This window comes from Stella humosa (assembly GCF_006738645.1).
In the GTDB taxonomy this organism is placed as follows: Bacteria; Pseudomonadota; Alphaproteobacteria; order ATCC43930; family Allostellaceae; genus Allostella; species Allostella humosa.
On record NZ_AP019700.1, the window covers coordinates 4,824,493 to 4,851,270 of the forward strand.

General features: G+C 70.3%; 27 protein-coding genes. 12 read left to right on the top strand and 15 right to left on the bottom strand.

The features are described 5' to 3' along the window. The first annotated feature begins 74 nt into the window (after positions 1-74). The 4 genes from STVA_RS22610 (at position 75) to STVA_RS22625 (ending at position 4,010) form a co-directional block, all read left to right on the top strand. Positions 75-1,031 carry a tripartite tricarboxylate transporter substrate binding protein gene (locus tag STVA_RS22610; protein WP_123692336.1) on the top strand — a complete coding sequence of 319 codons (957 nt, stop codon included), beginning with the start codon at positions 75-77 and terminating at the stop codon, positions 1,029-1,031. 14 nt (positions 1,032-1,045) lie between these two features. Then, a complete protein-coding gene (locus tag STVA_RS22615) occupies positions 1,046-1,834 on the top strand; it encodes an SDR family NAD(P)-dependent oxidoreductase (protein WP_170216582.1) in 789 nt (262 codons plus the stop codon). A gap of 175 nt (positions 1,835-2,009) precedes the next feature. After that, a complete protein-coding gene (locus STVA_RS22620) occupies positions 2,010-2,489 on the top strand; it encodes a tripartite tricarboxylate transporter TctB family protein (RefSeq protein ID WP_170216583.1) in 480 nt (159 codons plus the stop codon). A gap of 30 nt (positions 2,490-2,519) precedes the next feature. Beyond that, on the top strand, positions 2,520-4,010 hold the full coding sequence (locus STVA_RS22625) for a tripartite tricarboxylate transporter permease (RefSeq protein ID WP_123692342.1): 1,491 nt from the start codon (positions 2,520-2,522) through the stop codon (positions 4,008-4,010). A 4-nt stretch (positions 4,011-4,014) separates the two neighbouring features. Here the strand turns inward: STVA_RS22625 and STVA_RS22630 are convergent, their stop codons facing one another. The 6 genes from STVA_RS22630 to STVA_RS22655 form a co-directional block, all read right to left on the bottom strand. Beyond that, complete coding sequence (locus STVA_RS22630; protein WP_123692344.1) at positions 4,015-4,767, bottom strand: aspartate/glutamate racemase family protein; 753 nt, start codon at positions 4,765-4,767, stop codon at positions 4,015-4,017. Continuing rightward, a complete protein-coding gene (locus STVA_RS22635) occupies positions 4,767-5,507 on the bottom strand; it encodes an aspartate/glutamate racemase family protein (RefSeq protein ID WP_123692346.1) in 741 nt (246 codons plus the stop codon). Before STVA_RS22635 ends, STVA_RS22630 begins: the two co-directional genes overlap by 1 nt. Before the next feature lie 18 nt (positions 5,508-5,525). After that, on the bottom strand, positions 5,526-6,410 hold the full coding sequence (locus tag STVA_RS22640; protein WP_123692348.1) for an ABC transporter permease: 885 nt from the start codon (positions 6,408-6,410) through the stop codon (positions 5,526-5,528). Between the two features lie 5 nt (positions 6,411-6,415). Continuing rightward, on the bottom strand, positions 6,416-7,306 hold the full coding sequence (locus tag STVA_RS22645; RefSeq protein WP_123692350.1) for an ABC transporter permease: 891 nt from the start codon (positions 7,304-7,306) through the stop codon (positions 6,416-6,418). Positions 7,307-7,386: 80 nt separating this feature from the next. Continuing rightward, positions 7,387-8,670 (bottom strand): ABC transporter substrate-binding protein, encoded by a 1,284-nt coding sequence (locus tag STVA_RS22650; protein ID WP_123692352.1) that lies wholly within the window; start codon positions 8,668-8,670, stop codon positions 7,387-7,389. Between the two features lie 17 nt (positions 8,671-8,687). Beyond that, positions 8,688-9,680 carry an ABC transporter ATP-binding protein gene (locus STVA_RS22655; protein ID WP_123692355.1) on the bottom strand — a complete coding sequence of 331 codons (993 nt, stop codon included), beginning with the start codon at positions 9,678-9,680 and terminating at the stop codon, positions 8,688-8,690. 92 nt (positions 9,681-9,772) lie between these two features. On the opposite strand from STVA_RS22655, the gene STVA_RS22660 reads away from it, so the two are divergent. The 3 genes from STVA_RS22660 to STVA_RS22670 all read left to right on the top strand — a co-directional run bounded on the left by STVA_RS22660 (position 9,773) and on the right by STVA_RS22670 (position 14,009). Continuing rightward, positions 9,773-11,371 (top strand): glycosyltransferase family 2 protein, encoded by a 1,599-nt coding sequence (locus STVA_RS22660; protein ID WP_123692357.1) that lies wholly within the window; start codon positions 9,773-9,775, stop codon positions 11,369-11,371. A gap of 159 nt (positions 11,372-11,530) precedes the next feature. After that, positions 11,531-12,979 (top strand): amino acid permease, encoded by a 1,449-nt coding sequence (locus STVA_RS22665; RefSeq protein ID WP_123692359.1) that lies wholly within the window; start codon positions 11,531-11,533, stop codon positions 12,977-12,979. After that, entirely contained in the window at positions 12,972-14,009 is a 1,038-nt protein-coding gene (locus tag STVA_RS22670; RefSeq protein ID WP_170216584.1) for a mechanosensitive ion channel family protein, read from the top strand. Before STVA_RS22665 ends, STVA_RS22670 begins: the two co-directional genes overlap by 8 nt. A gap of 6 nt (positions 14,010-14,015) precedes the next feature. Here STVA_RS22670 and puuE read toward each other — a convergent pair whose 3' ends face one another. After that, complete coding sequence (puuE, locus tag STVA_RS22675; RefSeq protein WP_123692918.1) at positions 14,016-14,933, bottom strand: allantoinase PuuE; 918 nt, start codon at positions 14,931-14,933, stop codon at positions 14,016-14,018. 30 nt (positions 14,934-14,963) lie between these two features. After that, positions 14,964-15,728 (bottom strand): SDR family NAD(P)-dependent oxidoreductase, encoded by a 765-nt coding sequence (locus STVA_RS22680; RefSeq protein ID WP_123692362.1) that lies wholly within the window; start codon positions 15,726-15,728, stop codon positions 14,964-14,966. A 118-nt stretch (positions 15,729-15,846) separates the two neighbouring features. Here STVA_RS22680 and STVA_RS22685 point away from each other — a divergent pair, with 118 nt between their 5' ends. The 3 genes from STVA_RS22685 to STVA_RS22695 are packed head-to-tail and all read left to right on the top strand — an operon-like array spanning position 15,847 to position 18,326. After that, positions 15,847-16,794: a glycosyltransferase family 2 protein gene (locus tag STVA_RS22685; protein ID WP_142235863.1), complete on the top strand. Its 948-nt coding sequence runs from the start codon at positions 15,847-15,849 to the stop codon at positions 16,792-16,794. Further along, a complete protein-coding gene (locus STVA_RS22690; protein ID WP_123692366.1) occupies positions 16,791-17,513 on the top strand; it encodes a hypothetical protein in 723 nt (240 codons plus the stop codon). The genes STVA_RS22685 and STVA_RS22690 overlap by 4 nt, the downstream gene beginning before the upstream one ends. 21 nt (positions 17,514-17,534) lie before the next feature. Further along, positions 17,535-18,326, top strand: coding sequence for a sulfotransferase (locus STVA_RS22695; protein WP_123692368.1), 792 nt, complete (start codon positions 17,535-17,537; stop codon positions 18,324-18,326). On the opposite strand, the gene STVA_RS22700 is transcribed toward STVA_RS22695, so the two are convergent. Then, positions 18,327-19,184 (bottom strand): hypothetical protein, encoded by an 858-nt coding sequence (locus STVA_RS22700; protein ID WP_142235864.1) that lies wholly within the window; start codon positions 19,182-19,184, stop codon positions 18,327-18,329. It lies immediately after the preceding gene. Positions 19,185-19,405: 221 nt separating this feature from the next. Between STVA_RS22700 and STVA_RS22705 the strand changes: the two genes are divergently transcribed. Continuing rightward, on the top strand, positions 19,406-19,783 hold the full coding sequence (locus tag STVA_RS22705) for a response regulator (RefSeq protein WP_197735713.1): 378 nt from the start codon (positions 19,406-19,408) through the stop codon (positions 19,781-19,783). Between the two features lie 15 nt (positions 19,784-19,798). Here STVA_RS22705 and STVA_RS22710 read toward each other — a convergent pair whose 3' ends face one another. Together STVA_RS22710 and STVA_RS22715 are read right to left on the bottom strand one after the other, a co-directional pair. Beyond that, entirely contained in the window at positions 19,799-22,015 is a 2,217-nt protein-coding gene (locus STVA_RS22710) for an ATP-binding protein (RefSeq protein ID WP_179955415.1), read from the bottom strand. Continuing rightward, positions 22,012-22,947: a sulfotransferase gene (locus tag STVA_RS22715; RefSeq protein ID WP_123692376.1), complete on the bottom strand. Its 936-nt coding sequence runs from the start codon at positions 22,945-22,947 to the stop codon at positions 22,012-22,014. The genes STVA_RS22710 and STVA_RS22715 overlap by 4 nt, the downstream gene beginning before the upstream one ends. Positions 22,948-23,074: 127 nt before the next feature. Between STVA_RS22715 and STVA_RS22720 the strand changes: the two genes are divergently transcribed. Next, positions 23,075-23,440 carry an ArsR/SmtB family transcription factor gene (locus STVA_RS22720; protein ID WP_245978418.1) on the top strand — a complete coding sequence of 122 codons (366 nt, stop codon included), beginning with the start codon at positions 23,075-23,077 and terminating at the stop codon, positions 23,438-23,440. A 15-nt stretch (positions 23,441-23,455) separates the two neighbouring features. Here STVA_RS22720 and STVA_RS27780 read toward each other — a convergent pair whose 3' ends face one another. The 4 genes from STVA_RS27780 to STVA_RS22735 all read right to left on the bottom strand — a co-directional run bounded on the left by STVA_RS27780 (position 23,456) and on the right by STVA_RS22735 (position 26,698). Next, entirely contained in the window at positions 23,456-23,593 is a 138-nt protein-coding gene (locus STVA_RS27780; protein WP_170216585.1) for a hypothetical protein, read from the bottom strand. Further along, positions 23,590-24,837 (bottom strand): MFS transporter, encoded by a 1,248-nt coding sequence (locus tag STVA_RS22725; protein WP_123692379.1) that lies wholly within the window; start codon positions 24,835-24,837, stop codon positions 23,590-23,592. Before STVA_RS22725 ends, STVA_RS27780 begins: the two co-directional genes overlap by 4 nt. Positions 24,838-24,926: 89 nt before the next feature. Next, complete coding sequence (locus tag STVA_RS22730; RefSeq protein ID WP_123692381.1) at positions 24,927-25,856, bottom strand: LysR substrate-binding domain-containing protein; 930 nt, start codon at positions 25,854-25,856, stop codon at positions 24,927-24,929. Further along, positions 25,853-26,698 (bottom strand): GNAT family N-acetyltransferase, encoded by an 846-nt coding sequence (locus STVA_RS22735; protein WP_123692383.1) that lies wholly within the window; start codon positions 26,696-26,698, stop codon positions 25,853-25,855. Before STVA_RS22735 ends, STVA_RS22730 begins: the two co-directional genes overlap by 4 nt. Positions 26,699-26,778 lie beyond the last annotated feature (80 nt).

The window sequence follows — 26,778 nt, forward strand, 5'->3', positions numbered from 1 at the left end:
GATACCGGGCGGACTTTTCTGCAAGCGCTTTCAGCGTCGCCAAGAACGTGAAAGACGGAGGAAACGAATTGAAGATGCCGCATATCCGCGTGCTGGCGCTGGCCCTGCTGGCGATGGCCGGCACGGCCACGGCGCAGGACTTTCCCGCGCGCGACCTCACCTTCATCGTGCCATATGGCCCGGGCGGCTCGACCGACCCCATCTCGCGGCAGTTCGCCACGCAGATGGAAAAGGAGCTGGGCCGCAGCATCACCATCCAGAACAAGCCGGGTGCGGCGGGCGCGCTCGGCGTCAGCCAGATCGTGGCGGCCAAGCCCGACGGCTACACCATCGGGCTGGCGCCGAACACGACGCTGATCTTCGCGCCGATGACCAACAAGGACCTCACCTTCCAGTCGCCTTCCGACTATGAGCCGATCGCCAAGCTGGTCAGCCTGCCCTACGTGCTGGTGGTGAAGGCCGACGCGCCGTGGAAGACGCTGCAGGAATTCATCGACGACGCGAAGAAGCAGCCGGGCAAGCTGCGCGCGTCCGTATCCGGCATCCGCGCCACCAACGACCTGACGATGCAGCAGTTGAACAAGGCGGCCGGCATCCGCGTGCGCACCGTGCCCTTCACGGGCGGTGGCGGCGAGGCGATGGTGGCCCTGCTGGGCGGCCGGGTGGAAGCCTATGTCGGCACCGGCGCCAGCACGGTGGGCCATGCCCAGGCGGGCTCGGTCAGGGTGCTGGCCGTGTTCCAGAAGGGGCGCTACGACCTGTTCCCGGACGCCACGCCCACGGCCGACGCCGGCTATGACGCGACGCTGGGGCCGGGATACTACGCGATCGCGCCCAAGGGCGTGCCGCAGGCGGCGCTCGACCGCCTGACGGCCGCCGCGAAGAAGGTCATCGCCAGCCCGGAATACCTGAAGTTCGCCGCCGACAACGGCTATTCGGTCGAGAACCTGGAGCCCAAGGAGATCCGCGCGGAGTTCGAGCGCGACCACGCGATGTTCACCGAGCTGCTGAAGTTCCTGGAACAGAAGTGACGATGGAAGCGCAGATGACCACCGATCCGATGAAGCCGATCGATCCATTGAAGCCATTGGCCGGCCGCACCGCCATCGTCACCGGCTCCGGCCGCAACCTGGGCCGGGGCATGATCCTGGCCTTTGCCAAGGCCGGCGCCAACGTGGTGGTGAACGGCCACCGCGACCAGGCCGCCATCGAGGCCGTGGCCGACGAGGCGCGCGCGCTGGGGGCAGAGGCGCTGACCATCCTGGCCGACGTGTCGCAGCCGGACGAGGTGGTGCGCATGGTGGCCGAGACGGTCGACCGCTTCGGGTCGGCCGACATCGCCGTCGCCAATGTCGGCCTGCGCCCGCGCCAGGCCTTCCTCGACATCTCGGTCGAGGACTGGCGCCGGGTGATCGAGACCAACCTCAGCTCGGCCTTCTACCTGGCCCGCGCCGTCCTGCCGGAGATGAAGAAGCGCAACTGGGGGCGAATCATCCACATCTCGGGCCGGGACGGGTTCTTCACCATCTCGCACCGGGCGCACAACGTCACCTGCAAGGCGGGGCTGCATTCGCTGGCGAAGGCGATCGCGGTGGAGTTCGGGGAGTTCAACATCACCGCCAACACCATCGCGCCCGGCAAGATGGATACGGTGCGGGACGAAAAGCACTATCCCGGCTACCAGGCGGCCTGGGCCGAGGCGGTGAAGGTGATGCCGCTGCGCCGGCTCGGCACGGCCGAGGATGTGGGCGAGGCCTGCGTCTACCTCGCCTGCGGCGGGGAGTACGTCACGGGCCAGCTCCTGCACCTGAATGGCGGGGAGTTCGTGTTCTGAAGCCGGGGCGCGGCACGACGCCCGTTGCGTCCCTCGACAAGAGGCTCGGGATGAGGAACAGCGGGTTTGGCATGACTGCCGGTACCGAAAGGCTGTCCTCATCCCGAGCGCGGAGCGCAGCGAGCAGTCGAGGGACGCGGGCAGCCCGCGTGCGCGCCTGTCCGCCGGCCGTCGCATGACCAGCGCTGCGCGCTCCATCGGCAAGCGCGGCGCCTACCTGGCGACGGGGGCGATCGGGGTGGCGCTCAGTGCCGGGTACCTGGCCCTGGCCCGGCGGCTGCCGCTGGGCGAGCTGGACCAGCCGGGCGCCGGGGTCTTTCCCGTCATCGTCGGGACCCTGGTGCTGCTCGCCAGCCTGGCGGTGCTGTGGGAAGGCTGGCGGATGCCGGCCGCGGCCAGCGTCGACCTGCCGGCTGGCGCCGATGCCGGGCGGGTGCTGAGCCTGCTGGGGCTGATCGTCGCCTATGTCGTGCTGCTGCCGTGGGCGGGCCAGCTCGTCGGCGGCTTCGTCTTCTGCCTGCTGCTGATCCGCCTGCTCTCGGGCAATGGCTGGGTGCGGGCGGCCATCCAGGCGGCCGTGATCTCGGCCGTCGCCTATCTCGTCTTCGTCCGCCTCCTCCAGGTCCAGATGCCGCGCGGCATCCTGGGCCTGTAGGACCGGTCGGCAACCAGCACCGGAGAAGCGATGGGTCCGATCGAGGGGCTGCTCTACGGCTTCGGCGTGGCGCTGGGCTTCCAGAACCTGGCCGCGGCCCTGCTGGGGGCGCTGGTCGGCACGATGATCGGCGTGCTGCCGGGCCTGGGCCCGGTGGCGGGCGTGGCGATGATCCTGCCGCTGTCCTATGCGTTCGAGCCGGTGACCGGCCTCATCATGATGGCCGGCATCTATTACGGCGCCATGTATGGCGGCTCGACGACCGCCATCCTCCTCAACATGCCGGGCGAGTCCGCCTCGGTCATGACCTGCATCGACGGCTACAAGCTGACGCAGAAGGGCCGGGCCGGCGCCGTCCTGGCCCTGGTCGCGGTCGGCTCCTTCGTCGGCGGCACGGTGTCGGTCATCGGCGTGATGCTGTTCGCGCCGTGGCTGGCGCAGTTCGGCATCCTGTTCGGCCCGGCGGAGTTCCTGGCGGTGTCGGCGGGCGGCCTGCTGGTGCTGTCGCGCATATCGGGCGGCAGCTTCGCCGCCGGCATCTTCCCGATGACGCTGGGCCTGATGCTCAGCACCATCGGGCAGGAGGCGATCACGGCGCAGAACCGCTTCACCTTCGGCGTCCTCGACCTGGCCCAGGGGGTGGAGCTGGTGGCGGCCGTCGTCGGGCTCTACGGCATCGCGGAGATCCTGGCGCTCGTCGAATCGCGCATCGCCTCGCGCCCGCCGGTGCCGGTGCGGCTGCGCGAAATGATGCCGACGGCGACGGAATGGCGCCGGTCGGTGCCGCCGTTTGGCCGCGGCACGCTGGTGGGCTTCGTCTTCGGGCTGCTGCCCGGCCCGTCGGCCGCCATGTCGAGCTTCGCCTCCTACCGGCTGGAGAAGGCGGTCTCCAAATACCGCGACGAGATCGGCCAGGGTGCCGTCGAGGGCGTGACCGGGCCGGAGACGGCCAACAACGCGGCCGCCACCTCGTCGATGGTGCCCCTCCTGGCGCTGGGCATCCCCTTCGGGTCGGTCACCGCGCTCATGCTGGCGGCGATGATGGTGCACGGCATCCAGCCGGGGCCGCTGCTGATGGTCAGCAACGCCGACGTCTTCTGGGGCGTGATCGCCTCGCTCTACATCGGCAACGTGGCGCTGCTGGTCCTGAACATCCCGATGATCGGGCTGTGGGTCAGCATGCTGCGGGTGCCGCGCCACATCTTCCTGCCGATCATCGTGGTGATCGCCGTCATCGGCTCCTATGGCGTCGGCAACAGCATGGTCGACGTCTACGTGCTGGTGCTGCTGGGGGTGGTCGGCTACCTGCTGCGCAAGCTCGACTTCCAGCTAGCCCCCATGGTGATCGGGCTGGTGCTGGGGCCGCTGATCGAGAAGCACCTGCGCGAGGGCCTGTTCATGAGCGACGGCGACCTGATGGTCTTCGTCGAATCGCCGATCGCGCTCTCAATCTGGGCCATGGTGGCGCTCGTCATGGTCGGCGGTACGCTGGTGCCGATCCTGCGCCGACGCCGGGGATAGGCGCTCAGGAGGGGCCGGCCAATCCGCCCGCCAGCATCCGCGCCAGGCCGTCCGGCAGTCCGGGATAGGGCTTGGCCGGGTCGCGCGGCGGCGGTCGCACCGGTCGCGCGGCCACGGCGGCCAGCGCCGCCTCCACCGCCGCGCCGACACCGTCGTAGAGCGGCACGCCCGCCCGGTCGCCCAGTTCCCGCCCGATGCCGGCGAAGACGGCACCGCCGAAGAGGATCGCCTCGGCCCCGTCCTCGGCCACGACGCGGGCCGCGAGTGCCATGATCTCGTCGAGGAAGGCCGCGCGGTCGCGCGCCAGGTCCAGCACCCCGCCCGAGACGTAGCGCAAGGCCACCAGCCGGTCGGCCACGCCGCAATCGGCGATCACCCGGTCGACCCCGACGCGAAGTCGCGGCGCCAGGCTGACGATGGCAAAGCGCCGGCCGCCGGCCGCGGCCGCCCGCACGCCGGATTCGGCGATGCCGACCGCCGGCACGAGCGCCGATTCGCGCAACGCCTCCAGGCCCGGGTCCATGAAGGCGGCGACGATGACGGCGTCCATGTCCGACCGCGCGGCGACCGCATCCAGCACCGCGTGCGCGGCCACCGTCGCCTCGGCCAGGGTCTCGATGCCGGCCGCGCCGAAGCGGGCGGTGGCGGCCGGGATCTCCGCCCGGTCGCCGGCGACCAGGCGCGCCTCGGTCGCCAGCCGGTCGGTGACCGACTGGCTGGTGTTGGGGTTGACCAGCAGGATGCGAGGGACCGCCATCAGCCGGCCCTGGGAGCGAAGGGGGCGAACATCCCCGCATAGGCCTTGGGCAGCGGCGGGGCGTAGGGGCCGGACTTGGCCGTGCGCAGGCCGAGCCGCGCCAGCCCCTCCACCAGCACGACCGCCGCGGCCACGCCGTCGATCACCGGCAGGCCGTGGGCGGCCGACAACTCGCCCGCCAGGTCGGCCATGCCGGCACAGCCGAGCACGATGGCGTCGGCCCGGTCCTCGGCCCGGGCCCGCTCGATCTCGGTCGCGATGCGGCCGATGGCGTCGCCGTCACGGTCCTCCAGCGCCAGCACCGGCACCTCGGCCGCGCGCACCCGCGCGCAGCGGGTGGCCAGGCCATAGCGCACGAGGTTGCCCTCGATCGCCGCGATCGAGCGCGACAGGGTGGTGACGACCGTGAAGCGATGGGCCAGCAGGGCCGCGACGTGGAAGGCCGCCTCGCCGATGCCGACGACGGGCGCGGCAGCCAGGCAGCGGGCGGCATCCAGCCCGGTATCGTCGAAGCAGGCGATGACGTGGCCCGCCACGCCGGCCGCCTCGCCCGCCGCGATCTCGGCCAGCAGGCCCGGCACCGAGAAGGCCTCGTCGTAGAAGCCCTCGATCGAGGCCGGCCCCATCGCCGGCTGGGTGGCGCGAACCCGCGTGCCGGGGGCGGCGGCCGCCTGGGCCGCGCGGCCGATCTTGTCGGTCATGGCGCGGGTGGTATTGGGGTTGACGACCAGGATCTCCATGCCGGCAGTCTCGACCCCTCAGCCCTTCGCGCGCAAGGCGGCCGCGCGGTGGCGCAGCGCCCGGATCGTCAGCAGGGCAGACAGGATGACGGCGAAGGAGACACCCGTCGTCAGGCTGCCAAGGGCATAGATCTCGGGGTTGGTGACGGTGGTGGTGAGGCCGGTCAGTTCCAGCGGCAAGGTGTTCTGGTCGCCGCCCAGCGCCTGGCTGCTGCGCGCGGCCTCGTCCCAGGACAGCGTGAAGCCGAACAGGCCGATGCCGATCAGCGAAGGCGCCACAATCGGCAGCACGACATGGCGGAAGGTCTGCCACGGCGTGGCGCCGAGGTCGCGCGCGGCCTCCTCGAAGCGGCCGTCGAAGCGGTTGAAGACCGCGAACATGATCAAGAGGCCGAACGGCAGCGTCCAGGTCAGGTGGGCGCCCAGGCCCGAGGTGTAGATGCCGGCCGTCGTCTGGAAGCTCTCGGCGAACCACTCGATGCCCAGCGCCTCACCCACCGACGTGACACCCAGGTCGAGCAGGCGGAACATGACGGCGATGCCGAGCGAGACCACGATCGAAGGCACGATCAGGCTGGCGACGGCGGCATAGAAGACGAGGCCCGAGCCCGGGAAGCGCCGCCGGAAGGCATATCCGGCGGCCAGCGACACCAGCACCGTCAGCACCATGACGACGAGGCCCAGCCGGAACGAGCGGCCGAAGGCGGCCCAGATGTCGACCACGCCCACCCCTTCCCACAGCCGGCCGAACCAGTGCAGCGACATCCCCTGCATCGGGAAGGTGAGGCCGCCGGACGGTCCCTGGAAGGACAGCACGACAATGGTGATGACCGGGCCATAGAGAAACAGCACGAAGAGCGCGAAGAAGCCGGACAGGACCCAGAAGGCAGGGGGGCGCCGCATGACCCTTAGAGCTCCTTGCGGATGTCGACGACGCGGGTCATGGCCCAGATGATCATCATCACGACGGCCAGCAGGATGACCGCGTTGGCCGCCGCCAGCGGGAACTGCAGGTAGCTCATCTGCACGCTGATGATCTTGCCGATCGAGGCGATCTGCTGCCCGCCCATGACGCCGATCGTCACGAAGTCGCCCATGACGATGGTGACGACGAAGATCGAGCCGATGACGATACCGGGCTTGCAGAGCGGGACGACGACGTTCCACAGGGTCTGCCAGCCGGACGCGCCGGCGTCGTAGGCCGCCTCCAGCAGCGACCGGTCGATGCGCGTCATCGAGTTGAAGATCGGGACGATCATGAACATCGTGTAGAGGTGGACGAAGGCCAGCAGGACCGAGAAGTCCGAGAACAGCAGCCATTCCAGCGGCGCGTCGGTGACGCCGACGGACTGGAGCCACTGGTTGATGACGCCGTTGCGGCCGAGCAGCGGGATCCACGAGATCATGCGGATGACGTTCGAGGTCCAGAAGGGGATGGTGCAGACCAGGAACAGCACCACCTGCCAGCCCAGCGAGCGCACATGGAAGGCCAGGAAATAGGCGACCGTGAAGCCGATCAGCAGCGTCGACAGCCAGACCAGCAGGCAGAACTTCAGCGTCGACAGGTAGGTCTTGAAGGTCAGGCACAGCTCCGGCAGCGAGGCGACGCAGCCCTCGAACACGTCGCGATAGTTGCGCGGCGTCACGTCCGGCAGGATGGCGTAGTCGTTGTAGTCCCAGACGCTGACGACGACGACCAGCACCAGCGGCAGCACGAAGAACACCGCCAGCAGCAGCGCCAGCGGGGCGGCCTGCCAGAGTGCGGCCCGATTGGGGTAGGGCCGGGTCATCGACGCCATGGGCGATCCTTGATCATGAACGACCCTTGATCAACGACCGCGGGCGGGGCACCGGCCCCGCCCGCCGTCGCGACCTGTCCTCAGGCGGCGATGAACTCGTTCCACTTGCGGACCATGTACTCGTTCTCGTCCATGATCGCGTTCCAGCAGGCGACGCCGCCCATGCGCGCCTCGTAGGAGCCGCCGTCGCGCATGGCGCCGGCCTTCTCCAGCACCGTGCCGTCCGGCGCCTTGATGTCCTTCTCGGCCGGCTTGCCCTCCATCCAGTAGGCCCACTCGTAGGCTTCCATGTTGGCCTTGGCGGTATCGAGCACGGCCGAGTAGTAGCCCTGGCGGTTGAGGAAGGCGCCGGCCCAGCCGGACAGGAACCAGTTGATGAAGTCGTAGGAGGCGTCGAGCTTCTTGCCCTTCAGCGTCTTGGGCAGCGCGAAGCCCGCCGCCCAGGCGCGATAGCCCTCCTTCAGCGGCTGGTAGGTGCAGGCGACCCCCATCGAGCGCACCTTGGTGACGGCCGGCGACCACATCGACTGGATCACCGTCTCGCCCGAGGCCATCAGGTTGACGCTCTCGTTGAAGTCCTTCCAGAAGGCGCGGAACTGGCCGGCCTTCTTGGCCTCGATCATCACCTTCATGGTGAGGTCGATCTCGGCCTTCGTCATGTTGCCCTTGTCGGCATATTTGTGGATGCCCGACGCCTCGACGACCATGGCCGCGTCCATGATGCCGATGGAGGGGATGTTGAGGATGGAGGCCTTGCCCTTGAATTCCGGGTTCAGCAGCTCCTTCCAGCTCTCGATCGGGCGCTTGATCAGGTCGGGGCGGATGCCCAGCGTGTCGGCGTTGTAGACGGTGGGGATCAGCGTGATCCACTGCGTCGGCTGGCTCGCGAACTTCTTCGAGGTCTGGCCTTCCAGGTAGAAGACCTTCTTGGGCGCGGTGCCCTGGTCGCCGATCTTCTTGCCGCCGACCTCGCCCCGGGTGAAGACGGGCGTGATCTTGTCGGCCAGCTTGATCCGCTTGGCGTCCATGCCGAGCAGGTTGCCCGACGGCACCAGCTTCTTCAGCGAGAAGTATTCGGTGTCGACGATGTCGAACGAGTTCGGCTGGGTGATGACGCGCTTGGTGACGTCGTCGGTGGTGACGGGGATGTATTCGATGATGATGCCGAGGTCCTGCTTCACCTTCTCGGCGATCTCGCGCGACTGGTTCACCGCGGTGCCGAGATAGCGCAGCGTCACCGGCTCGGCCGAGACGATGGCCGGGAAGCCGGTGATGGTGCCGACGCCGGCCGTGGCGGCCGCCCCCTTCAGCAGGGCGCGGCGGGAAATCGTGGTCCCCGTCTTGTTCGTGCTGGCCTTGGTCATGGTCCGCTTCCCCTCGTTCAGTCTAGACGGTGCGCGTCCGCCGGACGCCATCGCATGGTCACGCGGTCACCCGGTTGCAGCGGGTCGGCGAAGAAGATCGCGTCGTCGAGCACGGCGGCCAGGTCCGCATGGCGTTCCTCCTGCAAGGAAAGCACCACCGAACTGCCCTGATATTCGACCGCCTGCACGGTGGCCGCCAGGCCTGTCCCGTCGGCCGGCAGCTCCCCGCCACGCGATACCTGCACCCGGTCGCAGCGCACGGCAGAGCGACCGCCCGCCGTCGCCAGGATGTTGTGGCCGCCGATGAAGCGGGCGACGAATTCCGACCGCGGCCGGTCGAAGACCGTGCGCGGCACGTCGGCCTGCTCGATGCGGCCGGCATTCATCACCACCACCAGGTCGGCCAGGGCCATCGCCTCGTCCTGGCTGTGGGTGACATGGATGAAGCTGATGCCGAGGTCGCGCTGCAGGCGTTTCAGCTCGGCGCGCACCCGCCCGCGCAGGAAGGGGTCCAGCGCCGACAGGGGCTCGTCCAGCAGCAGCACCTGCGGCTCGGTGACGAGCGCGCGGGCGAGTGCGACGCGCTGCTGCTGGCCGCCCGAGAGCTGGGCCGGCAGGCGCTCGGCATACTTCTCCATGGCGACCAGCGCCAGGAACTCCGTCGCCTTGGCCCGGCGCGGGTCGCGGGCCACCCCCTTCATCTTCAGGCTGAAGGCGACGTTGTCGACCACCGACAGGTGGGGAAAGAGCGCGTAGGATTGGAACATCATCGCCGTGCCGCGGCGGGCGGGCGGCATGTGGGTGACGACCGTGTCGCCCAGCCGGATGTCGCCATCGTCGACCGCCTCGTGCCCGGCGATCATCCGCAAGGTCGAGGTCTTGCCACAGCCGGACGGCCCCAGCAGGCAGCAATAGCTGCCGGCCGGAATGCGCAGGTCGATGGCATCGACCGCCGTCACCGCGCCGAAGCGCTTCGTGACCTTCACCAGTTCGACCGCGACACCCTGCATGCAGGCCCCCCTGCCTGAATTCTATGCAGAGTGTGTGCCAGCGGTCACGGAAGCAATGCCGGCCTGCACATGATTCGGGCTAGGCTGTCGCGATGGTCGACCATGCCCCGCCGACGGTGCCGCGCGTTACCGTCATCGTCACCCAGCGCGAGCGCTTCAGCCTGTCGGAGCGGTCGCTGGAGACGGTGCTGGCCGACCGCGCCATCGCCTTCCGCCTGATCTATGTCGATGCCGGCGCCCCGCCCGCGATTGCCGCCTATCTGCGGCGCCGGTCGCGCGAGGCGGGTTTCCTGCTACTGCACCAGCCGGCGCCGGCCTGGCCCAACCATTCGCGGATCGTGGCGCTGCGCCATGTCGAGACCGAGTATGTGCTGTTCCTCGACAACGACGTGCTGCTGGAGCCGGGCTGCATCGCCGCATTGGTCGCGTGCGCCGACGAAACCGGGGCCGGCATCGTCGGGCCGCTCTATCTGTGGTCGGATGGCGAGGAGCGGCCGCGCATCCATACGGCGGGTGGCGCCCTGAAGATCGTCGAGCGCCCGGCCGGCCGCGCGATCTTCGAGATCCACACCATGATGAACGAGCCGGTCGCCGCCATGGACGGGCGCACCGCCCCGGAGCCGTGCCAGTTCCTGGAATATCACTGCCTGCTGGCCCGCACCGACCTGGCAGCCGGCGCCCACGGCATCGACCCGGACATCGTCTGCGTGCACGAGCATATCGACCTGTGCCTGGAAGCCGCGCGACGGGGCCTGCCGGTGATGCTGGAGCCGCGGGCGCGCATCGACTACCTGGCCTTCGCCGACTATCACCTGCACGACCTGCCCTACTTCATCTGGCGCTGGCGGCGCGAGGCGGTGGAAAGCAGCCTTGCCATGCTCTCGGCCAAGTGGAATTTCCTGGACGATCGCGAGGCCTATTCCGGCATCCGCGCCTTCTGCCGCGAGCATGTCGCCGGCAAGACCCTCGTCCACTCCGCCGCCGCCTTCCAGCCGGCCGAGGGGGACGCCATGCCAACCCCGGTCGAAAGCCTGGCACCGCTGATCCGGCAACTGACGCGGCTGGGCTATCCCGATACCGGCCTGCGATCGATCGTCTTCGCCCACGATCTGGCGCGGGACCTGTTCGACGGCTGCTACCGGCCCTGCGGCCGGCCGTTCCTGAACCACGCGGTCGGCACCGCCGGGGTGCTGGCGCATTTCCGGCTGCGCGTCGACATCGTCTTTGCCGGGCTGCTGCACGCCGCCTTCTCCCACGGCCGCCTGGACCAGGACCGGGCGCCGACGCCGGCCGAGCTGGCCGCCCGCCTGCCCGGCGCCCTCGGCCGGCGGGTGATCCTGCTTCTCCACCGCTATCATGCCTGGCAGCGCGATCCCGGGCGGCTGCTACGGTCGTGGCCGGACCCGGCCAGCCTGCCGGTGGCCGAGGCCGAGGTCGCGGCCATCGCCATCGCCAATGCCATCGAGGAACTGGCGAGCGGCGAGATCACCCTGTCGGCCAAGCCCGCCGCAGGGGCAGGGCAGATCGACTATCTGGCGCGGGCCGCGGTCGCCATGGGCTCGGCCTCCATGGGCCAGGCGCTGCGCCGGTTGCACGCGGCGGTCGCATCGAGCCGACTGAGCGTGCGCCTGCCCATTCAGGACAGCTTCCGCCTGCGGGACGGCCGGAAGGTGCCGGCCGCCCACGCCTGAGCCGGCCCCCCGCCCCCGGACTCCGCGATCTCCAGCTTCGTCTTGTCACCCGGATGACCTATTGTCCGTTCTGCGTCGGTCTGGGGGGATTGGAATGGCAAGCGAGCGGCCGTCGGTCATCGACGGCGACGGTGCGGTGCGCGCGGGCGGCTTCCGGCCGTGATCGGGCTCGACAAGGTGTCCTATCGCCCCGGCCCCATCGCCGGGCCGATGCTGCGGCGGCACGCCGGCCCCTGGTCGCTGTGGGGCCTGGGTGTCAGCGTCGTCATCACGGGCGAGTTCACCGGCTGGAACACCGGCCTGCTGGAGGGCGGTTTCGGCGGCATGCTGATCGCCACCTTGCTGATGTCGGTCATGTACATCGCCGTCAGCCTGTCGCTGGCCGAGCTCTCGGCGGCCATGCCCTATACTGGTGGCGCCTACGCCTTCACGCGGATCGCCTTCGGCCCGTCGCTCGGTTTCGCCGCCGGCATCGCCCAGATCGTCGAGTTCACGCTGGCCGCCGCCGCCGTCGCCGTCGGGCTCGGCGCCTATGTCCGCATGCTGGCATTGCAGGCCGGGCTCGACCTGCCGAACATCGTCTGGTGGGCGGTGCTCTACGTCGTCTTCATCGGCCTCAACATCCATGGCGTGGTGACGCTGTTCCGCCTGGCCATCGGGCTGGCGGTGGTGGCGCTGCTGGCGCTGGTCGCCTTCTGGATCCGCGCCGTGCCGCAGTTCGACCTGGCGCTGGCGCTCGACATCGTGCCCAAGGGCGGGGGGTCGACCTGGCTGCCCAACGGGCTCATCGGCATCGCCTGGGCGGTGCCCTTCGCCGTCTGGTTCTATCTGGCGATCGAGGCGGTGGCCCTGGCAGCGGAGGAAACGCGGGACCCGGCGCGCGCGGTGCCGCGCGGCTTCGCCTGGGGCATCGGCACCCTGGTCGTGGCCGCGATCCCGACCTTCATCCTCAACAGCGGCGTGCCGCCCGGCGCCACCGTGATCAGCCAGGCGGAAGAGCCACTGCTGCTTGCCTTCGCGGCCCTGCAGGGCGACCGGCCGCGGCCGGTCTTCCTGGCGATCATCGGCATCTGCGGCCAGGCGGCCAGCTTCCATGCGGTGATCTACGCCTATGGGCGCTCGATCTATGCCATGGCGCGGGCCGGCTACCTGCCCGATGCCCTGGGCCGGCTGCATCCGACGCGCCGCACGCCCCTTCCCGCGCTGGTCGTCGGCGGCATCCTCGGCTTCGCGGTGGCGGTGGCGGGGGATCTTCTCCCGGAGACGCTGGGGCTCGAGGCGCTGCTGATCGCCATGGCGGTCCTGGCCGCCATCATCTCCTACATCCTGCAGATGCTGGCGTTCCTCCAACTCCGTCGCGCCCAGCCCGACATGGTGCGGCCCTACCGCAGCCCGTTCGGCGCCACCGGGGCGATGACGGCCCTGGTGATCGCGCTGGCGGCGGTCGTGCTGATGGCGTTCGATCCCCACCTGTTGCCCGGGTTCTTCGGCTGCGCGGCGGTCACGGCCGTGGGCCTCGTCTACTATGCGTACCGCGCCCGGAACCGGCTGCGGCTTTCGCCGGAGGAGACCGCCGCGCTGGCGTTGCGGGAGCAGAGCCGTGGCTGACCATCTCCTGCCCAACAGTCTGATGGAGGTCCTGGGCCTGGCGGCCATCCTCGTCTTCCTGCTGACCAGCATCAGCGCCGTCCTGGCGGCCCTGCTGGTGGCGCGCGACAACCTCTTCTATCTGGGCTTCCAGTTCATCGGCCTGGCCTTGGCCCTCATACTGTCGGAGGCTTGGCTCTTCGACCTCGCCTTCGCCGGCATCCTGGACGACCGCGCCACCTATCGCCAGGCGGCCTGGACGACGCTCGTCCTGGCGATCACCTACACCATCGACATGGGCCTCAAGATCTTCGTCTGGGAGGGGGTGCTGGCACGCGACGGTCGCGAGGCGGTGCCGCGCCTGCTGGTCAACGTCGTGCGCTTCCTCATCTACCTGCTCGGCCTGCTGATCGTATTGCAGTTCATCTACGACCAGTCGATCACGGCGCTCGCCACCCTGTCCGGCGCCTTCGCCATCGTGCTGGGCCTGTCGGCGCAGACGACGCTGGGCGAGATGTTCGCCGGCATCGCCATCGCGCTGTCGCGGCCCTTCCGCATCGGCGACTGGGTCAAGATCGGCAACATGGACGAGGGCCGCATCATCGACATGACCTGGCGCCTGGTGCGGCTGGAGTTGCGCGACCGCACCGTCGTCCACCTGACGAACCGGCAATGCGCGGAACTGCCGGTGAAGAACTTCAGCTTCCCGAACAGCGCGATCCGCATGGCAGAGGACATCTTCTTCCCGCGCGGCAGCGACCAGGACCGGGTGAAGGCCGTCGTCCGCCGCGCCATCGGCGAGGTGCCGACCGTACTGGCCGACCCGCCGCCCAACGCCGTCTACATGAGTGCCCGCGACGGCGTGGACCATTATTCGATGCGGTTCTACATCCGCGAATACAACCTGCGCCGCCGCATCGTCGAGCAGGTCTGGCGCAGCGTCACCAAGCATCTCGACCGCGAGGAAATGCCGATCGCCCAGCCGCGCCAGGCGGTCGACCAGTTCAGCCGACCAGTCCCCGCGCCGACCGCCGAGCCCGAGGCGACCTGACCCCGTTCAGGCCCCCGCCCGCCAGGGATGCTCGGCCACCCAGTGCCGGGCGATGTCGGCCCGGCGGCAGAACCAGACGCCGGCATGGCGCCCGGCATAGTCCATGAAACGGGCGAGGGCCGCGGCCCGGCCCGGGCGCCCGGCCAGCCGGCAGTGCAGCCCGACCGACAGCATCTTGGGCGCCGTCCCGCCCTCGGCATAAAGCAGGTCGAAGCTGTCCTTCAGGTAGGTGAAGAACTGGTCGCCCGAATTGAAGCCCTGGGCCGTCGCGAAGCGCATGTCGTTGGTGTCGAGCGTGTAGGGCACGACCAGATGCGGCCCGTTCGAGCCCGTCACCCAGTAGGGCAGGTCGTCGGCATAGCTGTCGGACGAATAGAGGAAGCCCCCCTCCTCCATCACCAGGTCCAGCGTGCGCATCGAGCAGCGGCCGGTGTACCAGCCCTGCGGGCGCTCGCCGGTCACGGCCGTGTGGATGGCGATCGCCTCGGCCATGTGGGCCTGTTCCCGCTCGCGGGTGAAATCCTTGTACTCGATCCATTTCAGGCCGTGGCTGGCGATCTCCCAGCCGGCCTCGCGCATGGCTGCAACCTGTTCGGGCCCGCGCTGCAGGGCCGTCGCCACGCCATAGACGGTGACGGGGATGGCGCGCTGCGTGAACAGCCGCCACAGCCGCCAGAAGCCGGCACGCGCGCCATATTCGTAGATGGACTCCATGTTCCAGTGCCGCTCGCCGGGCCAGGCGGCGGCCCCCACGATCTCGGACAGGAACGCCTCCGACTGGCCGTCGCCGTGGAGGATGTTGTTCTCGCCCCCCTCCTCGTAGTTGATCACGAACTGGAGGGCGATGCGGGCGCCGCCCGGCCAGCGCGGGTCGGGCGGGTTGCGGCCATAGCCGCGGAGGTCGCGCGGATAGCGGTCTTCCATGGCCATGGCCCCTTTCCCTTGCCCGCGCGGCTAGATCCGGCCCCCGTCGACGATGAAGGTCTGGGCCGAGACCATGCGGCTGTCGTCGGCCGTCAGCCACAGCACCATGCGTGCCAGGTCGGGCGGATAGACCTTCTCCTTCAGGCATTGCAGCGTCATCAGCCGGGCCTCGGCCTCTGGCGTCAGCCACATCGACACCTGACGCTCGGTCATCACCCAGCCGGGCACCACCGTGTTCACACGGATCTTCTTGTCGCCGAGGTCACGGGCGAGCGCCCGGGTCAGGCCCTGCACGGCCGCCTTGGCGGTCAGGTAGACCGGGATGTTGGGCGTCATGCCCATCCACGAGATCGAGCCGAAATTGACGATGGCGCCGCCGCCGGCTTCCGCCATCGCCGGCGCCAGCGCCTGGGAGACGAAGAACTGGTGGCGCAGATTGGTCGCCATGCGCTCGTCCCAGTATTCCGGCGTCACCTCCTCGATCGTGTGGCGGTCGTCGCGCGCGGCATTGTTGACGACGGCACGGATCGGCCCGATCGCGGACGATGCCTGGGCGCAGGCCGCGCGCAGGGCCGGGATGTCGCGCAGGTCGCAGGGAATGAAGAGCGGCGCCGGCCCCACCCCTTTCAGCCGTTCCAGCAGGGCCGCCGCTGAAGCTTCGTCGATGTCGACGAAGGCCACGCGCGCACCCTGGGCGACGTAGTGCTCGACGATGGCGGCACCGATGCCGGTCGCCCCGCCACTGACGAACACGGCGCGATCCTCAAGGCTCGGATAGCGAGCAAACCCTTCCATGCGACCAGCTTCCTTCTCGACGCTTGACCCGGCGGCGCATCGGCGACCAATTTCGCTCCCTGACGCCGCCCGCCCCCAATGGTAGCAGCCGCCTGCGCGAGTCCGGACAGCAATGTCGATGCCCCCGATCCCCCCGGACCCGAATCCGGCAGAAGCCGCCCCGGACGGGGCGTCGCTGGGGCAGGCATGGCCGATCGCGGGACAACCCGCCCAGGCGCCGGCCGAAGTCGCCGTCGTGATCTCCACCGTGCTGCGGCCGTCGCTGCTGCGCGCCGTGCGCTCGGTCTTCGACCAGGAGCATGACGGGACGGTCCTGCTGGCGATCGGCTGCGACCGCCTGGATGGCGGGCTGGAGCTGGAGGCGCTGCGCCGCCTGCTCGACCAGCGGCCGGCGCGCATGGGCGCCCTGCTGCTGACTCCCGGCTATTCGACGGCCAGGCGCAATGGCGGCATCCATGCCGGGCGCGGCGGCGGGGCCATGCGCACCATCCTGTCCTTCCTGGCCAACGCCCCGCGTGTCGCTTTCCTGGACGACGACAGCTGGTACCTGCCGCAGCACCTGGGCGACCTGCTGCGCGCGGTCGACGGGTTCGACTGGGCCTTTTCCATGCGCTGGTTCGCGGCGGAGGACGGGCGGCTGCTGTGCCGTGACCAGTGGGAATCGCTGGGGCCGGGGCGCGGCATGTATGCCCGCATATCGGGCGGGTTGATCGACACCAACTGCTACATCGTCGACAAGCGCCAGGCGATCCTGCCGCTGTCGGCCTGGACCATGGTGACGAAGGAGGACGGCTCCGGCCAGGACCGGCAGATGCTGCAGATGCTGACGCGCATGCACAGCGTCGGCTGGACCGGCCGGCACAGCGTCGCCTATGCCCTGCGCCCGGGCTCGCGCCTGTGGCGGCTGGCGCACGCGCCGCAGTTCCACGACCGCCTGGCCGCCGCCGGCCGCCGCGGCCTGTCCTATGACGAGACGTTCCGGCGCTGGCCCGACCTTACCCAGGCGATGCTGGCCTACGCGGCAGAGAAGGCGGCGACCGGGCAGTCGCACGACCGGCCGGCATGACGACCCGCACCTGCATGTTCCATATCGGGCGCAGCGGCAGCACGGTGGTGGCCGACCAGCTTCGCCAGCATCCCGGCCTGACCTGGGCGGGCGAGCTGCTCGACCCGCGGCGCGGCAGCTTCGACCGCGCAGCGGCGCTGTCCCGGATCGAGCGTGGCCTCGACAAGGCGGGCAGCAGGGGCTTCGGCTTCGAGACGAAGTTCTATCACCTGCGCCGGGCGGGGCTCGACCCGGCCGGGCTGCTGGAGTTGCTGGCAGCGCGCGGCTTCGTCCGCTTCCTGGTCATTCGCCGCCGCAACCTGCTGCGCAAGATCGTCTCGTCCCTGCTGGCGCGCCAGACCGGGCAGTGGCACCTGGAGGCCGGTTCGGGCGCCCGCCCCATCCTGCGGCCCATGCGGCTGGATGTCGGGGCGGTGGTGGTCGAACGCGCGACCACCCCGCTGCTGGACGCCATGGCCCGCTACCAGGCCGATTTCACTGCGCTGGACCGGGTGCTCGGCGATCGCCCGGTGCTGCGGCTGACCTTCGAGGACGACATCCGGCCCGACCCGGCCCGCGCCTATCGCCGGGTCACGGCCTTCCTCGGCCTGCCCGACCATCCGGCCGAGGTCCGCCTGGTACCGACGACGCCCTGGCCGCTGTCGCGCATCCTGACCAATTTCGACGAGGTACGCGCCCATCTGGCCGGCACCCCGCACGCCTGGATGACGGACGACTAGTCGATGAAGGGCGAATAGCTGATGGTCGCCAACTACCTGCCAGCCGACCACCCGGCCGACGCGCCGCCGCGCTTCCGCCTCTTTGGCATAGGGCTCGGCAAGACCGGCACGATCTCGCTCTGCGGCATCTTCGGCAGCCACTTCCGCTCGACCCACGAGCCCGAATGGCGCCAGATCATCCGGCTCGGCCTGCACCCCGACGCCAACCGCTTCGGCGACTTCTTCAGCTCGCCGCCGCTGCAGAACCTGGTCGCCGGCTGGGGCTGGGAGATGAACTCCTCCACCCTCAACTATCACCTGCTTCCGCTGATCCGCCGGGTGCATCCCGATGCCCGCTTCGTGCTGACGGTGCGCGACCCGGTTTCTTGGGTGGCGTCCATCTGCCGCCATGAGAGCACCCGGCCGCGCCGCACCCATTGGGACTGGTGGGAATTGCGCCGCATCCGCTTCCGCCCGGACCTCTATCGCCATGGCGAGGCCGATGCCGGGCTGGCACGGCTCGGGCTGTTCTCGCTGGAGGGCTACCTGCGCTGGTATGCGCGCCATAACCGGCGCGCGCTGGAACTGCTGCCGGCAGAGACGCTGCTGGTGACGGCGATGGACCGCCTGTCGCAGCCGGCCGAGCTGGAGCGGCTGGCCGACTTCGCCGGCGTGGCACCGGACCGCCTGGCGCGCGAGCGCTCGCACATGCATGTCTCCGACACGCCATTCGACCTGTTCGACGTCGTCGACCGCGGCGTCGTGGAAGCCGCAGCGGAGCTGCATTGCGGGCCGGTGTGGCGGGCGCTGCGGATGCGCGCGGGCCTTGGCTGACTATGCCGCCCCGGGATTGAACATATCGTCGAGCAGCGGGCCGAAGCGGCGCGACACCATGGTCACGCCCAGGCTGTCATGGTCGGTCAGGCCGGGGACCGGGATCAGGCGGATGCCCGGCACCACGGCCATGCGCGTGGCCGCCCAGCGGTCGCCGCGGTTCTGCTGGCCGAACACGATCGTCACCCGGGGAGGGCGCGCGGCTGCCCGATAGAGCGGCAGCACGTCCTCGACCAGGTGCGGATTCTCGGCATGCAGCCGGCGGATCATCGGAAAGCGGTCGCGATCCTTGGGGTCGATCCCCAGGGTCGTGACCGGCGAGAAGGCCAGCACCGCCTCCGCCTCCAGCCCGATGCCATAGCGCAGGGCCGAGAAGCCGTTGGCCGAATAGCCGATGCAGAAGCGCCGCGTCGCCCCCAGCCGATCGGCCAGAGCGCGCAGGCCAGCGATGCAGCCGGCCAGGTCCGGCGCCAGGCCGGGCAGGCCGGTGATGGAGAATTGCGAGCGCGGGTCGCGCACATGCACCGCATGGCACCCCTGCCGGCGCAGCCAGGTCTGCACCACGACATGGGCGAACGGGGCCTCGTCGGCCCCGGCGAAGACGAAGACGACCCGGTCGCTGCCGGGGCTCTCGACGACCTGCGGGCCGGCCCCGGGTGCTGCCGGGGCGGGCTGGTTGCGGCCGACCTCGTCCAGGATGGTGGCCATCATCCCCGCCACCTCCCCCGCCGGGCGGAAGCGCAGTTGCAGGGCGTGGCGGCAGGCGGCAATGAGGCGCCGGGCGATCGGGCGCAGCGCCGGCTGCAATGCCAGGTCGGCCGCGGCCGCCTCGGCCGCCTCGTACCGCCCCGCCGCCATCAGGTCTCGGACTGCCCGCAACCGATCGCGGTCGGCGGCGATCCGGGCCGCCTCCGCTGCCGATTCGCGGGGTTGATCTTCCGTCATGCGATATCCCGGGCTCGCCCCCAGGGTGGCCTGTCGCCTTCGGCGATATCGATCGCTGCGAAATTGCGCAAATTCGTTGTCATGAAGTGCCCTCTCGGGACAATGTTGCGCCGCGTCGCCAGGAGAGCAAGAACGTGGACAGCGCCAGCATTGCCGGAATTCGCATCATGATCGTCGAGGACGAGGCGATGATCACCTTGCTGCTGCAGGATATGCTGGAGGAGATGGGCTGCATCATCGCCGCGACCGCGGCTGGCCTCGACGAGGCGCTGGCGGCGGCCGAGACGACCGCCCTCGATATCGCCATCCTCGACGTCAATCTGGGCGGAACCGAGACCTATCCGGTGGCCGACGTGCTGCGCCGCCGGGGCATTCCCTATGTCTTCTCGACCGGCTATGGCGCGTCGACCCTCCATGCCGACCACCAGGGCCGGCCGACCTTGCAGAAGCCCTTCGTCGAGCGCGACCTGCTGCGCTGCATCGGCCAGGGCCTGGGCCGCACGGCCGCCTGAACGGCTACCCGGCACCTACGCGCCCCGGCCCTGCATCTGGGCCAGCTTGCGGGCGACCTCGCCGATCGTGAAGGGCTTGCCGATCATGTCGACGCCGGCATCGAGCATGCCGTTGTGGACGATGGCGTTCTGCGTGTAGCCGGTGGTGAAGAGGACCGCGAGATCCGGCCGGCGGCGCCGCGCCTCGTCGGCCAGATGCCGGCCGTTCATGCCATGCGGCAGGATGACGTCCGTGAATAGCAAGGTGATGGCCGGGTTGGCATCGAGAATGTCCAGGGCGGCAGCGCCGTCGCCGGCCTCCAGCACCCGATAGCCGAGGTCGGCCAGGCATTCGACGCTGACCGCGCGCACGCCGGGGTCGTCCTCCACCACCAGCACCGTTCGGCCGCGCCCCAGCGCCCGATCCGTGGCGGCTGCGGGCGCATCCGCCGGCTGGTCGAGGCCGCCGTCGCGCCGGGCGGCGGCATGACGCGGCAGATAGATCTTCACCGCCGTGCCCTGGCCGGGCTCGGAATAGATCTTCACATGGCCGCCCGACTGCTTGACGAAGCCATAGACCTGGCTGAGGCCGAGGCCGGTGCCCTCGCCCAGCGGCTTGGTCGTGAAGAACGGGTCGAAGGCGCGCGCGATCACCTCCGGCGGCATGCCGCCACCGGTATCGGAGACGGCGATCAGCACATACTGCCCCGCAATCACCTCGTCATGCGTGCGGGCATAGGCCTCGTCCAGATGGGCATTGGCGGTCTCGATCGTCAGCTTGCCGCCGTCGGCCATGGCATCCCTGGCATTGACCGCCAGGTTGAGCAGGGCATTCTCCAGCTGCGGGCCGTCGACGAAGACGGGCCAGAGGCCGCCGGCCAGCACCGTCTCCACCTCCACCACCTCGCCCAGGGTGCGGCGCAGCAGGTCGGACATGCCCGCGACCAGCCGGTTGGCATCCGTGGGCTTGGGGTCGAGCGGCTGCTGGCGGGCAAAGGCCAGCAGCCGCTGGGTCAGGGTGGCGGCCCGCCGCGCCCCCTCCAGCGCCCCGGTGATGCCCCGGCGCACGCGCGGGTCGCCACTGTCGCCCAGGCGGCGCAGGGCAAGGTCGAGGTTGCCGGTCACGACCGTCAGCAGGTTGTTGAAATCATGCGCGACGCCGCCGGTCAGGCGGCCGATCGCATCCATCTTCTGCGATTGCCGCAGTTGTGCCTCGGTATCTTCCCGCAGCCGGGATTCCGCGCGCAGCCGGGCCAGCGCCGCACTCTCCCGCCGGGTCCGCGCCAGCGCGAACAAGGTGACGACGAAGAGCGCCAGGGTGACCGGCACGCCGAAGGCCAGGTGGCTGGCCGCGTCGGCCAGCCAGCGCTGGCGGATCGTCTCGACCGCGGCCGCCGTCGTGACATAGACGGGATAGCGCGGCAGGTGGCGATAGCGGACGATCCGCTCCACCCCATCGAAGATCGAGACGGCACGGAACTCGCCGCTCTCCGGGTTGGCCGCGATGGCCGCCGCCAGGCGACCGGAGGGCGGCAGCGCCTCCAGCCCCTGGGCCGGCCGGGGATAGCGCGCCAGGATCGACCCGTCCTGGCGGATCAGGGTCGCGTTGAAGCCAGTTTCGGCGGCCAGCCGGGCATAGAACTCCTGGAAGTAGCCGGGCCGCACCGACACCACGATCACCCCGTCGAAGCCGGCCGCGTTGGCGACGCGCCAGGTGATCTGGAAGAAGGTGGCGCCGCGCACGCGGCCGCGAATGACCGGACCGACATAGGTCTGGCCCAGTTCCGTCGCGGGGCGCCCTTCGGCGTGGTCGAAATGGAAGCGGAAATACTCCCGGTCGCGCACGTCCATGTCGGCCGGCACGGTCGGCACGGCCGCGGCCACGATCGGCCGGCCGGCGGCGTCAATGATCCAGATATCCTCGATCTGCGACAGGCGCTGCCGCAGCGACTGGAGCCGGAGGTGCAGGGTATCGGCCTGGGCGCGAGCGCCGTCCACGTCGGAGCCGCGCAGCATCTCGGCCACCTGGGCGCCCACCAGCTCCTGGGTCTCGAACACCTTGATCGCGTGTTCGAGCACCAGGTCGGCCGTGCCGCTCAGACGCGCCCGCGTCTCGTCCAGGGCAAGCCGCCAGCCCTGCCAGGTGAAGAGCGCGAACAGCAGCGCGGGCAGCACGATGGTGCCGACCGCCACTGCCCGCAGGAGGCGGGTGGCGGCGCCCTCGTCGCGGCCGGCTGGGGCGGTCCTGGTCATGGCTGTTCCGGCCCCAGATCCAGGGCGCTTTCGGCGTAGCGGCGAAGGAAGGGCGTGTCGGCGATGATCCCGCCGAGCCGCTGGCGGCGCTCGGGCGGCCAGTCGATCTCCCGCCGGCTCTGGCGCGCGGAGGGCAGGACCCGGCCTGCGGCGGCCGACAGGTAGCGGGCCGGCGCCCCCACGCCCAGAAAGGTACAAAGGCGGGCCAGCTCTTCCTCGGGTGCTGCCACGAAATCCTCATGCCAGAGCGTGATGCTGCGTTCGGGCCCGAGCCGGTCGAGCAGCCGGGCGTTGGCCGCGGCCAGCGCGGCATAGTGGTTCAGCGAGACGAAGAGATGATCCTTGCCCGGCTGTTCCACGCTGCGGCGGACCATGGTGGCGATGTTGTCGGCCGGATGGCGCACGACGTGGATGAAGCGGACCGGCAGGTCGATGAACCGCTCGAACGCCTCAAGGGCGCCGGGGTCGAGCACCAGCCGGCGTGTCGTCTCGCCCCCCTTCTTGTCGCCGATCACCTGCAACCGGTCCCAGCGCCCCTGCCAGGCGCCAGGGACGCTGTAGTCGTAGGGGTGCCAGCGCCGGCCGAGGCGGCCGAGGCGTCGGCTGTTCTCGGCGATCAGCAGCAGGATCTGGTCGCGCGAGAAGCCGGCCTTGCGGAACCGCAGCACGTCGAGCTCGTGCGAGATGGCCATTTCCGGATGGGCGTCGAGCAGGGCGCCGGTCAGGCTGTGACCGCTGCGGGGATAGCCGATGAAGAGGACGAACAGGGCCGGCAGCGCCGCCAGCCGCTGGGGACGGGCACGCGACCATGCGTCGAGCTGCGCCATCTCGGCCGGCGTCTCGCCGAACAGGTTGTGCGGCCCCTCCGTGGTCGTCCGGCGCACGACCTCGGCGTCGGATATGGGAAAGTCGTCGGGATCGGCCGGCATCATCCGGCGGCATCCTCGGTCGTGCGGGTGGATCGGTATGGCGGGCGGTCAGGCAAGGCGCGAAGATAGACGGGGGCCGCGGCCAGTTACAATCGTTCACGCCACCGTTCGCGCGGGGGATGCTGCGGGCTTGACCGCCATCGACCGCCGATTTACGTTTAACTTTATGGTTAACTCTACGCAACCCTCGCTGGACCGCACCTTTTCCGCCCTGGCCGATCCCACGCGCCGCGCCCTGCTGGCGCGCCTGGGCGAGCAGGACGGGCTGTCGGTCAGCGCGCTTGCAAGACCGTTCGCGATGTCCCTGCCGGCCGTCATGAAGCACCTGGACGTACTGTCGGACGCAGGCCTGATCACCCGCACCAAAACCGGCCGGACGGTCTCCTGCCGCCTCAGCGCCGGGCCGATGGAGGAAGCCATGAGCTGGCTCGCCCACTACCAGCAATTCTGGAGCGGAAGCCTGGACCGGCTGGCGGCGCTGCTCGAACGGGACTGAGCAGCGGCCCGGGCGCTATCCGCATATCGCCCCGGGCAGCAGCCACAGGACGGCCAGGTCCGCCTGCTGCCAGGCGTCGAGAACGGCCAAGCCGGCCAGCAGCAGCAGGACCAGCGGCAGCCAGCCGCCGCGTGCTGCCAGGCGCGGTGTCATGCCGGGGCCAGGCGGCCGCCTGGCCGGACGAGCGCGCGATCGTCGATCGGCCAATGCACGGCCGCCGCCAGCACCCCCAGCGCCACCGCCCCCAGCCATACCGCGTCATAGGACCCCGTCGCCTCGAAGACATGCCCCCCGAGCCAGACGCCCAGGAACGAGCCGAGCTGGTGGCCGAGGAACACGAAGCCGAACAGTGTCGCGATGTAGCGCACGCCGAACACCTGCGAGATCAGGCCGTTGGTCAGCGGCAAGGTGCCCAGCCACAGGAACCCCATGGCCGCCGCGAAGGCATGCAGGCTCCAGCTCGTCAACGGCAGCAGGACGAAGAGGGCGATCGCCGCCGCCCGCAGGAGATAGAGGACGGACAGCAGGTACTTCCGCCGCACATAGCCGCCCCACAGGCCGAACAGGTAGGTGCCGGCGACGTTGGCGAGCGCGATGATCGCCAGCGCGGCCACCGCCTCCTCGGGGGGCAGGCCCCGATCCAGCAGATAGGCCGGCAGGTGCGTGGCGATGAAGGCAAGCTGGAAGCCGCAGGCGACGAAGCCGAGGTTCAGCAGCCAGAAGCCGCGATGGCCGAACGCCTCGCCGATCGCCGCCGACATGGAGTTGGCCGAGGCGGCCGGCTGTCCGGCGCCGGGACGGTCGCGCAGCGGGCGGACCAGCGGCAGCAGCAGCGCCATCGTCGCCGCCAGGGCCAGCAGCGCGCCGGTCCAGGCCCACGCCCCGATCATGACCTGCGCCGCCGGGACCATGGCGAACTGGCCGAGCCCGGCGATGGCGCCGGCCAGGCCCAGGGCCCAGCTGCGCCGATCGGGCGATACGAGGCGGCTGATCGCGCCATAGATCGCCCCGAAGGCGGTGCCGGCGAGCGCGACGCCGATGCAGATGCCGGCCCCCAGGACGAAGACGGGGGGCGTCGTCGCCTGCGCCATCACGACAAGGCCCAGGGCATAGAATGCCAGCCCGCCCGCCACCACCCGGGCCGACCCGAAGCGGTCGGCGATCATGCCGGCGATGGGCTGGACGGCACCCCAGGTCAGGTTCTGCACCGCCAGGGCAAGGCCGAAGGTTTCGCGCGACCAGCCCCGGTCCATCGTCACCGGCAGCAGGAACAGCCCCTGGACATGGCGGATGCCGAGCGCCAGGCCCATGATCACCCCGCCGGCCAGAATGGCGGCCCAGATCCCGGTGGAACGGCGCGCGGCCGGCGACGATGGTGGCGCAGACGGTGTTGGCATGCTGGGGCTCTCCGTGCGGATCGTACGGAGGCTGATCGCCGGCCGACCTCATGTCGAATGAGGGTCTCGTCGGCCGGGCTGAGTTCTTCTCACGCGCGCCCGACCTTGGATGCCTCCGCCAGCAGCCAGGGTTTCAGGTTGCGGATCCGCCGGTCGCGGGCGAGTGCGGGCGGATAGACGAGGTAGTAGCCGCTGTCCGTGCCGATGCGATGATCGAAGAGGACGGCGAGCCGGGCGGCGGCGATATCGTCCTGGACCATCTCGAATCCACCCAGCGTCAGGCCGACGCCGTCCATGGCGGCTTTCAGGCCAAGGCCGGACGTATCGACGATGGTGATGGATGCGGGCCGGATCGCCCCGCCCGGCAGGGTCGCATTCCAACGCTCGAAATCCGCCTGCAGGCGCTGCGGCAGGAACAGCGGCATGCGGGCGGCAGCCGCGCGGACGTCGCCCGCCGCCGGCCATCCAGGCCGCCCCAGCAGCACCACGCTCTCCTGGAACAGCAAGTCGGCGGCAAGGCCGGGCCAGTTGCCCCGGCCATGGCGGATGCCGGCATCGGCACCCCCGGCATTCAGGTCCGCCAGGTCCTGCGTCGTCGAGATCAGCAGCTCGAACCCCGGCCGCGCCAAGGGATAGGTTGCCAGCCGCGGCGAAAGCCAGTGGCTGGCGAAGGTCGGCATGATGGACAAGCGCAGCGGGCCCAGCCGGCGCTGCGTCTGCAAGGCGCCCACCGCCCCGACGATGCGGGCGAAGCCGGCGGTCAGGTCCGGCGCCAGGGCACGGCCGGCCGCCGTCAATTCCAGCCCCGGTCCCGCCCGCCGCATCAACTCCAGCCTGAAGGCCTCCTCCAGGATGCGAAGCTGGTGGCTGACCGCCGACGGCGTCACCCCGATCTCGGCCGCCGCGTCCTTGATCGACAGATGGCGGGCGGCTGCCTCGAACGCGCGCAGCGCGTTGAGCGGCACGGTGAGGCGCATGGGGCTGGACGGCACGTCGGGACGGCCAGGACGGGCGGTCATGGCACCCGGGCCATCTCCAGTTGCGATATCGCCGTCCGGCGCCAGCCGGTCGCGGCGAAGAATCCGGCCGCCATGGCCTCCGGCACGATGGCCGGGATGGACCATGACGCCCCGGGCCATTGCGCCGCCAGTGCGTTCAGGAACCGCCGGCCGAGCCCCCGCCCGCGCCAGTCGGCCGCGACCGCGAAAGCCAGCAGCCGCATCGCCGGGCCCGCCGGCTGCACCAGGGCCGCGGCCTCGCCGCCTTCGCTGCGGAAGGCCAGGACGGGCAGGGTCGCGCCAGCGAAGCACAAGGGCGAGGCCTGCCAGGACGGGTCGGCCGGATAGGCCGCCAGCAGCGCATGCAGGATGTCGTCGGGCGCGCAGCGCGCAATGCCGATCCGCTCGCCCGCGTCGCCACCAAGCGGACGCTCATATCCGACCAGCACCCGCACCGCGGCGAACCCTTGCCGGGTGTAGACGCGCAGCGCCGCGGCATTGCCGGCGATGACCTCGAGCACGATCTCGGCATCCTGGCGCCGGCGGGCATCCGCGATCGCCAGGGCGATGGCGGCGCGGCCGAGACCCCGGTTGCGCGCCGCAGGCGCGATCCCGAGGGCCGCCACCCGCGACCGCCGTCCCCGCCGCGCAACGAGCATCGCGCCGATCCGCTGGCCATCCCGGTCGATCAGGAGGTGGCTCGCCGCCAGGTCGACATGCTCGGCCCGGACGCGCCGGGCCAGCCCGTCGACGTCGAACGCCACTGGCACGACATAGCCGGCATACCCCGTCTCCAGGAGGCGGACCGTCTCGGTCAGCGCGACATGGGATAGCGGCAGGGACCGCAGATCGTCCTCGGGCATATCGTCTTGTCCCGCTTTCCGGCCGGGTGCGATCCGGTGGGACAGTTTTTCCCGAAGACCGAACGAAATCAACGGCTGGC

Excerpts from the sequence above, each read along its gene's own strand:
- STVA_RS22610 (WP_123692336.1), top strand. The coding sequence starts at position 75 with ATGCCGCATATCCGCGTGCTGGCGCTGGCCCTGCTGGCGATGGCCGGC.
- STVA_RS22615 (WP_170216582.1), top strand. The coding sequence starts at position 1,046 with ATGACCACCGATCCGATGAAGCCGATCGATCCATTGAAGCCATTGGCC.
- STVA_RS22620 (WP_170216583.1), top strand. The coding sequence starts at position 2,010 with ATGACCAGCGCTGCGCGCTCCATCGGCAAGCGCGGCGCCTACCTGGCG.
- STVA_RS22625 (WP_123692342.1), top strand. The coding sequence starts at position 2,520 with ATGGGTCCGATCGAGGGGCTGCTCTACGGCTTCGGCGTGGCGCTGGGC.
- STVA_RS22630 (WP_123692344.1), bottom strand. The coding sequence starts at position 4,767 with ATGGCGGTCCCTCGCATCCTGCTGGTCAACCCCAACACCAGCCAGTCG.
- STVA_RS22635 (WP_123692346.1), bottom strand. The coding sequence starts at position 5,507 with ATGGAGATCCTGGTCGTCAACCCCAATACCACCCGCGCCATGACCGAC.
- STVA_RS22640 (WP_123692348.1), bottom strand. The coding sequence starts at position 6,410 with ATGCGGCGCCCCCCTGCCTTCTGGGTCCTGTCCGGCTTCTTCGCGCTC.
- STVA_RS22645 (WP_123692350.1), bottom strand. The coding sequence starts at position 7,306 with ATGGCGTCGATGACCCGGCCCTACCCCAATCGGGCCGCACTCTGGCAG.
- STVA_RS22650 (WP_123692352.1), bottom strand. The coding sequence starts at position 8,670 with ATGACCAAGGCCAGCACGAACAAGACGGGGACCACGATTTCCCGCCGC.
- STVA_RS22655 (WP_123692355.1), bottom strand. The coding sequence starts at position 9,680 with ATGCAGGGTGTCGCGGTCGAACTGGTGAAGGTCACGAAGCGCTTCGGC.
- STVA_RS22660 (WP_123692357.1), top strand. The coding sequence starts at position 9,773 with ATGGTCGACCATGCCCCGCCGACGGTGCCGCGCGTTACCGTCATCGTC.
- puuE (WP_123692918.1), bottom strand. The coding sequence starts at position 14,933 with ATGGAAGACCGCTATCCGCGCGACCTCCGCGGCTATGGCCGCAACCCG.
- STVA_RS22680 (WP_123692362.1), bottom strand. The coding sequence starts at position 15,728 with ATGGAAGGGTTTGCTCGCTATCCGAGCCTTGAGGATCGCGCCGTGTTC.
- STVA_RS22685 (WP_142235863.1), top strand. The coding sequence starts at position 15,847 with ATGCCCCCGATCCCCCCGGACCCGAATCCGGCAGAAGCCGCCCCGGAC.
- STVA_RS22690 (WP_123692366.1), top strand. The coding sequence starts at position 16,791 with ATGACGACCCGCACCTGCATGTTCCATATCGGGCGCAGCGGCAGCACG.
- STVA_RS22695 (WP_123692368.1), top strand. The coding sequence starts at position 17,535 with ATGGTCGCCAACTACCTGCCAGCCGACCACCCGGCCGACGCGCCGCCG.
- STVA_RS22700 (WP_142235864.1), bottom strand. The coding sequence starts at position 19,184 with ATGGCGGCGGGGCGGTACGAGGCGGCCGAGGCGGCCGCGGCCGACCTG.
- STVA_RS22710 (WP_179955415.1), bottom strand. The coding sequence starts at position 22,015 with ATGACCAGGACCGCCCCAGCCGGCCGCGACGAGGGCGCCGCCACCCGC.
- STVA_RS22715 (WP_123692376.1), bottom strand. The coding sequence starts at position 22,947 with ATGATGCCGGCCGATCCCGACGACTTTCCCATATCCGACGCCGAGGTC.
- STVA_RS27780 (WP_170216585.1), bottom strand. The coding sequence starts at position 23,593 with ATGACACCGCGCCTGGCAGCACGCGGCGGCTGGCTGCCGCTGGTCCTG.
- STVA_RS22725 (WP_123692379.1), bottom strand. The coding sequence starts at position 24,837 with ATGCCAACACCGTCTGCGCCACCATCGTCGCCGGCCGCGCGCCGTTCC.
- STVA_RS22730 (WP_123692381.1), bottom strand. The coding sequence starts at position 25,856 with ATGACCGCCCGTCCTGGCCGTCCCGACGTGCCGTCCAGCCCCATGCGC.
- STVA_RS22735 (WP_123692383.1), bottom strand. The coding sequence starts at position 26,698 with ATGCCCGAGGACGATCTGCGGTCCCTGCCGCTATCCCATGTCGCGCTG.